The sequence below is a fragment of the Kitasatospora sp. NPDC059803 genome, from assembly GCF_042732255.1.
Taxonomy (GTDB): Bacteria; Actinomycetota; Actinomycetes; order Streptomycetales; family Streptomycetaceae; genus Kitasatospora.
Genome location: NZ_JBHWIJ010000063.1, coordinates 1 through 6,674, shown reverse-complemented (window position 1 = coordinate 6,674; position 6,674 = coordinate 1). Strand labels below are relative to the sequence as shown.

Annotated in this window: 8 protein-coding genes and 1 pseudogene; all 9 read right to left on the bottom strand. The window is 74.6% G+C overall.

Translation table 11 applies throughout. The features are described from left to right. A pseudogene (locus tag ACFV6I_RS13400) lies at positions 1 to 515 on the bottom strand (hypothetical protein); the annotation flags it as partial. Then, on the bottom strand, positions 512 to 1,009 hold the full coding sequence (locus ACFV6I_RS13395; RefSeq protein WP_063353083.1) for a hypothetical protein: 498 nt from the start codon (positions 1,007 to 1,009) through the stop codon (positions 512 to 514). The gene ACFV6I_RS13395 and the pseudogene ACFV6I_RS13400, both read right to left, overlap by 4 nt. Beyond that, positions 1,006 to 1,962, bottom strand: a complete 957-nt coding sequence (locus ACFV6I_RS13390) for a phosphotransferase (RefSeq protein ID WP_159398764.1) — start codon at positions 1,960 to 1,962, stop codon at positions 1,006 to 1,008. Before ACFV6I_RS13390 ends, ACFV6I_RS13395 begins: the two co-directional genes overlap by 4 nt. Positions 1,963 to 2,813: 851 nt before the next feature. Next, complete coding sequence (locus ACFV6I_RS13385; RefSeq protein ID WP_159398765.1) at positions 2,814 to 3,365, bottom strand: hypothetical protein; 552 nt, start codon at positions 3,363 to 3,365, stop codon at positions 2,814 to 2,816. 107 nt (positions 3,366 to 3,472) lie between these two features. Beyond that, positions 3,473 to 4,318 carry a hypothetical protein gene (locus tag ACFV6I_RS13380; RefSeq protein WP_380425119.1) on the bottom strand — a complete coding sequence of 282 codons (846 nt, stop codon included), beginning with the start codon at positions 4,316 to 4,318 and terminating at the stop codon, positions 3,473 to 3,475. Then, on the bottom strand, positions 4,315 to 5,295 hold the full coding sequence (locus ACFV6I_RS13375; RefSeq protein WP_063353087.1) for a phosphotransferase family protein: 981 nt from the start codon (positions 5,293 to 5,295) through the stop codon (positions 4,315 to 4,317). Before ACFV6I_RS13375 ends, ACFV6I_RS13380 begins: the two co-directional genes overlap by 4 nt. Further along, the gene (locus tag ACFV6I_RS13370) at positions 5,292 to 5,657 is read right to left on the bottom strand and encodes a hypothetical protein (RefSeq protein ID WP_159398766.1); all 366 of its coding nucleotides are present in this window, start codon (positions 5,655 to 5,657) and stop codon (positions 5,292 to 5,294) included. The genes ACFV6I_RS13375 and ACFV6I_RS13370 overlap by 4 nt, the downstream gene beginning before the upstream one ends. Then, positions 5,654 to 6,067 carry a hypothetical protein gene (locus tag ACFV6I_RS13365; protein ID WP_063353089.1) on the bottom strand — a complete coding sequence of 138 codons (414 nt, stop codon included), beginning with the start codon at positions 6,065 to 6,067 and terminating at the stop codon, positions 5,654 to 5,656. The genes ACFV6I_RS13370 and ACFV6I_RS13365 overlap by 4 nt, the downstream gene beginning before the upstream one ends. Before the next feature lie 56 nt (positions 6,068 to 6,123). Beyond that, positions 6,124 to 6,261 carry a hypothetical protein gene (locus ACFV6I_RS13360; protein ID WP_159398767.1) on the bottom strand — a complete coding sequence of 46 codons (138 nt, stop codon included), beginning with the start codon at positions 6,259 to 6,261 and terminating at the stop codon, positions 6,124 to 6,126. Between the last annotated feature and the right edge of the window lie 413 nt (positions 6,262 to 6,674).

Sequence of the window (6,674 nt, the reverse complement as noted above, 5' to 3'; positions counted from 1 at the left end):
GTCGTCCACGCACGGGGCCCCGGCGGGGGGGGGCGGCCCCCGCCCTCGAGCGATAGGGGCTGTGCTGAGCCCCGGCGCCCAGGCCAGTGCTCGCCCCCCCGGCCCCGCGGGGGCCACATGCCCCCCCCCCCGGGGCGGCGCGCGGGCCCGGGCAGCAGCCCGGCCCGAACGGCGATGTCGACGGCCTGTACCGCGTTGGCGGCCGCGAGCTGGACGGTCAGAGCCTGGAGGTCGTCCGCGACCGCGGCCGCGCCGGTGTTCAGGCGACGGCCGATCGCGTGGGCGCTGAAGCCGTGTGCGGTGAGGCAGAGCAGTTCGACGGCGGCCGGGGTGGCCATGAACTGACCGTCACAGATCGGGCAGTGGGCACCGGCGATCAGCAGCGGCATCGGGCGCCCGGATCGGATGCGGAGCGTCGCCCTCGGGGGCCGCTGCGGTGCGCCGGCCAGGAACATCGACGGGAACGCGGGGGCCTGCACGCCCGCGCGCACCGCGGCGCCGTAGACAGTGATCACCGGCTGACCTGCCGAAGGCGACGCGCGGACTCGGGGCAGGACGGACGGCCCGGGCGGCCGCGGGGGAGGGAGTCCGCGCCAATCAGCCGAAGCGCCGGGAGCCGGCCCCGGTCGTACTGATCGAGGGTGATGTGCAGCAGCGTCCAGCCCTGCCAGACACCGGCCCGGGCGACCAGCCCGTCGTGTCGGGCCTCGACGCCCAGGGTCATCCCGCCGGGCGTCGCCAGCAGCGCGAACCGGACCGGCGCGGCGCCGGGCAGTGCCTGGTGAACCAGTTGCTCCGGGTCGGGACCGCCGGGGGCGTGGACCTCGCCGCGCATGCCGTCGCCGTAGAGAGCGGTGGTCGCGGTGTAGCGGCGCGGGTCCGCGGTGCCGACGCTCGCGGCCAGCGTCGGTACTCCCGTCTCGCCCGCCAGCAGCAGCACCGGGATGCCGGTACGGGCGACCAGCAGGGCGGCCCGGTCGCCGGGCACCGGTTCGGTCAGGGCGCTCACGGCGTCACCTCAAGGGGCTTCTTCCCGGCCCGATCGGCCAGGGCCCAGTGCCAGGGGAACGGCGGCAGCGGATCGGCGAGGACGGTGACCAGCCGCAGGTCGGCCTGGCGCTGCCAGAAGGGGTCCTGCCGGGCGTAGCCGACGGCGGCAAGCCAGGCGCTGATCGCCCAGACCGGGGTGAGTACCTGGTGGTAGGTGCGGCCGTGGTCGTGGGCGGTGATGTCGACGCCGTAGGCGGCGGCGAACTCGGCGTACTCGTCGGGGTCGGCGCCCAGGGCGTCGCGGCGCCAGGCCATCGCGGCCAGATCCCACCAGCCGGGCCCGATCGCCATGCGTTCGAGGTCGATCAGGGTGGGGGTGCCGTGGGGGGTGGTGATGCAGTTGGCCAGGCCGACGTCGCCGTGCTGCACGCACATCCGCTCGGGCCACTCGGTGGTCTGCCAGGCGGCACGGGCGGCCTCCAGGCGCTCACGCAAACGCTCGCGCCGGCCGCGGTTCAGGATCCCGACCGGGAGGGTGCTGATGCGCATGGCCAGGGAGGGAATCGGGTCGAAGACCGGCAGGCCCAGCCGGGAGGGAACGGGCAGGCCGTGCAACTTCCTTAACAGCAAGGCGAGTTGCTCGGGCTCGGGCGGCGTGGTGTTGTTGCCGAGGTCTTCGGCGAAGGTGATGTGGAGTACCTTGCGGCCGGTGCCGTGCCGGACGGGATAGCGCTCGGGGCCGATCGGCCTGGCGGCCGGGACGCCATTATCCAGCAGCCACAACGCAGCCAGGTTCTGGCGGTACGTCGACACGAACGTGGCGGGCGGCCCGTGGACCTTGCCGACGGCTCCCGCCTCGGGCAGGCGCCAGGTGTGGTTGTGGCCGGGCTGCAGAAGGGTCGCACCGTACGGGTCGAAGCCCTGGTACCGGGCGGCCGCGCGGACCACTTTGAGGCTTTCCTCTGGAGTCAACGTTGTTCCTGTGAAAGGTAGTTGGATGGGTATTCCTGGGCCGGGCCGGTCAGGTGATGACCCGGCCCAGGGGCCTGCTCCGGTGCCTCCGCCGAGTGCGGGACCACGGGCACCCTCGGGAGCAGGCAGAGCCGGACGCAGGACCCGGACCTCCCCAGGTTCTCGGCCGTCCCGCGTCGGCTGTCGTCCGCCGCCCGTCGCACGGTCGCTGCGGCGGCGGAAGCCGTGAATGTCAATGTCAGTGAGGCGACCCCGGTCGCCCCGCCTGTTCGTGCATCAGCGATTCCCCGCAGCCAGGACGGTGTGCAGGCGGTCCTGGTCGAGGTGGAGCCAGGTCCGGATCCTGGTCACGCAGCCAGACCGCGGCCCTCGACAGGTCGGCGCCCTCCAGGTCCCACGCCACCACCACCAACGGCCGCGGCCGCTCCACTCCCCCCGGCGACTCGGGGACCGGCTGCGCCCCCGTCTGCGGGCTGCCGGCGGCGCCGCCGCGAGTCTCGCACGGCCGTCGGCGAACGCCGCCCTCCCCGATCCCATCTCCTGGTCCTCGTCTCTCGTGGTCGAAGGGGTGGCGGTGGGCCCCTGATAGCCCACCAGGTCTCCACGGGCCCACCGCCTGACCGCTATCGGAGCGGCCGTCCATGGGGTGGTGCCGCGCCGGGCAAGGGCGCGGCACCAGGGTTGCCTGGTTGCGCCCCCGGAGCAGAGCCGGGGCGGAACCAGGGGTTACGGCGGGGACGGGCGCACCCACGGGGGTGGGGCACGCACGCTCCCGCCGCCGGCCCGTCCCACCACAAGGCGGGCCGCACCTGACAGCCGCCCAAGTCGGGGCGCTGCCAGGAGATCGCGACTCAGACCGGTCTGCGCGCCGCGCGCAGGAACGCACCCGCGGCCAGCGGCCGGGCCGAACCCACCGCCCCGGCGCACTCCCGCTCCCCGTCCCGGGCGACGACGCGCTCGTAGTCCTCGCTCAGTGCTCCCAGCACCTCGTCCAGGGCCAGGAGCCGGCCGCTGCCGTCCGGCTCCACCACCCACTTCGCCGCCCTGCGCACCGGCAGGCCCCCCGGCGTCGACGGCGCGGCCGCGCCCGGCGCCGGACACGGCAGAACGCCCCGGTCCAACACCCGGCCGATGCCGCGCCACCCCGATCGAAGCGGCGCCGTCGGGGGCGCCACCAGGAACTCCACCGTCGCGCCCACGACGCTGTGCAGGACCGGCCCGCACTGCGGCAGCACCTGCACCGCGCGCAACCCCAACGTCGCCGAGGTCTGCACGACCCAGAACGCACCCATCGGGATCGCCGCCAGCCCGCCCCCGTCCCACGCGGCCAGGCACTCCCCCGGATCGGGGCTCCAGTACGCGAGCCAGCTGCGCCCGGCGTCCACGGTGCTCGTGGCGGGCATGGTGGGCATGGTGGGTGAGACGGCGTACACGATGGTCCTCTCAGGATCGGGTCGGGCGTAGACGTGCGGTCGTTGTCACGGGCCGGGGCGAGCAGGACCGCTCGGGCTCAGGAGGAGGAGGAGCGCGCGCCCCGCCAGGCCAGGACGACGGCGAAGTCCCTCACCTCCGCAGGGTGCGTCCACGCGGTGCGGCTCTCGTAGCCGAGCGCGGCCAGGTCGTCCTGGAGCCTGCTGGTGCCCTCGCACCAGTGCTCGAAGGCGGCGGCCGACAGCGATCCGTCAGCAGCGCGCACGTGCTCCTTGTCCGGGTGCCAATGCACGCAGGCACACGCGTGCGCGCCGGGCGGCCACAGAACGCCGTCGTGATCGGCGACCGACACCCGGCCGGTCTTCGTCCGGCCTTCGGCCTCCCGCTGCCTGGCAAGATCTCGCAAGGCCCAGCTGACCTCGTCGCCGGGGCCGCGGTCCTTCCATCCGGGCCAGCCGTCAACGAAGTTCGGGCGGGTCGGCGGTACGCCTTCCCACGCGCCGGGCGGCGGCCACTCGGCTGGGGTATCCGGTCCCGGCTCCCAGACCAGCAAGGCTGCGAAGCTGTGCCTGTCCGGGGTCCGGGGCGGCCCGGTCCTCGCCGCCCCGAGGCCGAGCCCGTGCAGGACGGCGAGCAGTGCCTCGGTACTCGTCTGCCAGTGCTCGGCGGCGCCGGCCGGGATGGTCTTCTTGCGGTAGTCCCTCTGGTACACCGGGTCGGGGTACCAGAAGACGCGCAGGCATCCGAGCGCACCGGGAGGCCACGACTCCGTCCCGGCGCCGGCCGGCTGACACCATCCGATGCCCTCGGTGACCCGGGTGTAGCGCACCCCGTCCTCTTTGACGTCCCAGGCGCGGAACCCCGCGCCCCCGAGTTCCCTGCCCAGCCAGCGGACGGCGTCATGCATGGACAGTTCGGCGATCACGACGCGCTCCCCGGGGCCGGTGCGGGGGCTGCCGCGCACGCCGCGGGCTCCGGCTGTTTGGCCGCGGCGCTGTTGGGAGCCCAGCCCCAGGGGAAGGGCGGGAGGACCGGGTCGGTGGTGATGGTGGCCAGCCGCCGGTCGGCCTCGGGCTGCAGCTCCGGCTCGGCCTGGGCGTATTCGGCCCAGTTGAGCCAGGCGTTGACGGCGAACTCCGGGGTCAGCACCTCGCGGTAAATACGGCCGCCGTCGAGGGCCGTCACGTCGGCGCCGTACGCCTCGGCGAACTCCTCGTACTCGTCGGGGCCGGCGCCGAAGACGTCACGCCGCCACGCGGCGGACGCCTGGTCGCGCCACCGGTGTCCGACCGAGGTGCGCTCGAAGTCGATCAGCGCCACCCCCTCGGGGGTGGTGATGCAGTTCCCGCGGCCGGGGTCGCCGTGCATCACGCACCGCTCGGGCCAGTCGGTGGCCCTCCACGCCTCACGGGCGCCGGCCAGCAGTGCCCGAACGCGCGACCGCTGCTGGGGGGACAGGACGTCCGGCGGAAGGCTCTTGATGCGCCGTGCCAGCACCGGGAACGGGCTGAACGTCGGCAGACCGAGCTGAGCCGGGACCTCCAGGCCATGCAACTCCCGTAGTACCGCGCCGAGTTGAGCGGGTGTGGGACGTTCGTCGCCGAGGTCAACGGCGACGGTGACCTGGAGCAGGTAACGGCCCTCGTACTGCACCGGGCAGGCCGACCGGCCGACCGGCCGCGCGGCCGCGATGCCGTTGCGCAGCAGCCACAGGGCGATCCGGTTTGCCCGCAAGGCCTCCTCGAAGCTGGTGCCGGGGCGCCAGACCCGGGCGATCGCACCAGACTTGGGCAGGCGCCAGGTGTGGTGGGGGCCGCCCTGGAGCAGGGTGGCGCCGCGCGGGTCCAGGCCCTGGCGCCGCGCGGTCGCGTAGACGGCGTCGCGGCTCTCATCAGGTGTCACAGGACGGTGCCCATCAGGGAGGTGAGGACCCGCTGCTCCATGTCGTGGATCAGGTCGGGCAGCCACCGGACGAGGAGGTCCTCGGGGGTCTGCCCGGCCTGCTGCGGCTGCGCGTCGGCGGCCCGGGGCCGGCGCGGCGGGCGCGCGGGCGCGTGGTGGAGCAGCCGGAACCGGTTGAATCGGTTGCGGTCGGGAATCCCGTACCACTCAAGAAGTTCGGTGACCGTCGCGCCCAGGTAGTAGGAGCGGAGGATGTCCGGCGCCCGGCCCGTCCAGCCGGTGTCCTCCTGCGCGGTGGCGGCCTCGGTGGCGTGGCCGGTCCGGGGGCCGGTTCGGGCCGTGGCGGTCTGCGTCTGTGTCATGGGGCGCATGGTGGTGTCCTTGTTGGCAGTGCGCGGGGTGCGCAGGGGCTCGGCGCGGTAGCGTCTTCGGCCGGCACCGGGTTGTCCAGGTAGGGGAGGGAGGCGACCATCGCGGCGACCCTGCGCACCGTGTCCAGGGTGCCGGCGTCGTCTGCGCGCAGGTCGGCATCGAACAGTTCCAGCGAGCACTCGATCAGCGCGTCGGCGACGGCGTCCGTGCTCTTCAGGGCCCGCTGGCGGTGGCGGGCCGCCCGCTCGCAGCGCTCCTCCACCAGCCACAGGCTCGGATTGACCAGTACGGGGCCGCCCCAGTGCTCGTGGAGCTGGTCCCCGATGAAGGCCAGAAGCACGCCGATGTCGTCCGTCACCGGGACGAGCTTCAGCGCCGCCTCCAGCAGGCCCCCGGGCACGCCGGCTCCGGGGCCCGCGGCTCCGTCGGACGGGAGCTGAGGACCGGGCAGAGCCGTCATCGCGGCCCCCGGATCCACGGAGCCGGCTGGACGGCCTGCCGGCGGACGTGGTCGCCGGTACCCATGCAGGCCTGCGCCACGGCCGAACAGGCGTTGACGTCCAGTTTGCGGGTGGTGTGCGGTCCGACGCTCACGGCGCAGTCCTCGGGTACGGAGTAGGTGGAAGTGGAAAGAAGGCCTGGGCGCGGTGAGCACGCGCGCCCACGGACTGGGGCGCGACTCTTCCGCCACCCGCCCCGTGTCGCTCCCGGGGCGGGTGTCTGGAGTCCGGTGGCGGCTGCGCAGGGGGGAGGGCAGCCGCGGGCTCGCTCTCGCGCGCGCGGCCGCGGCCGCCGGCGCGCCCCCCCCCCCCCCCCCCCGGGGTTCTAGGCGGTGTTCACGCCGCCGGTATCTGGCGGCGCAGGACGGGGCGCGCGGGCAGCGTTCCCACCACCGGCTGGGGCCGCATGGCCCGCACCGTGGTGTTCGCGCGCAGAGCCGCGACCACCACGGCGACACCCCGGCCGGGGGGGGGGGGCGCGGGCGGTGGGGTGCCAGCGAGCTCACG

Bases quoted from the DNA above. Each gene is read 5' to 3' on its own strand.
- ACFV6I_RS13385 (WP_159398765.1), bottom strand. From the start codon at position 3,365: ATGCCCGCCACGAGCACCGTGGACGCCGGGCGCAGCTGGCTCGCGTAC.
- ACFV6I_RS13370 (WP_159398766.1), bottom strand. From the start codon at position 5,657: ATGACACAGACGCAGACCGCCACGGCCCGAACCGGCCCCCGGACCGGC.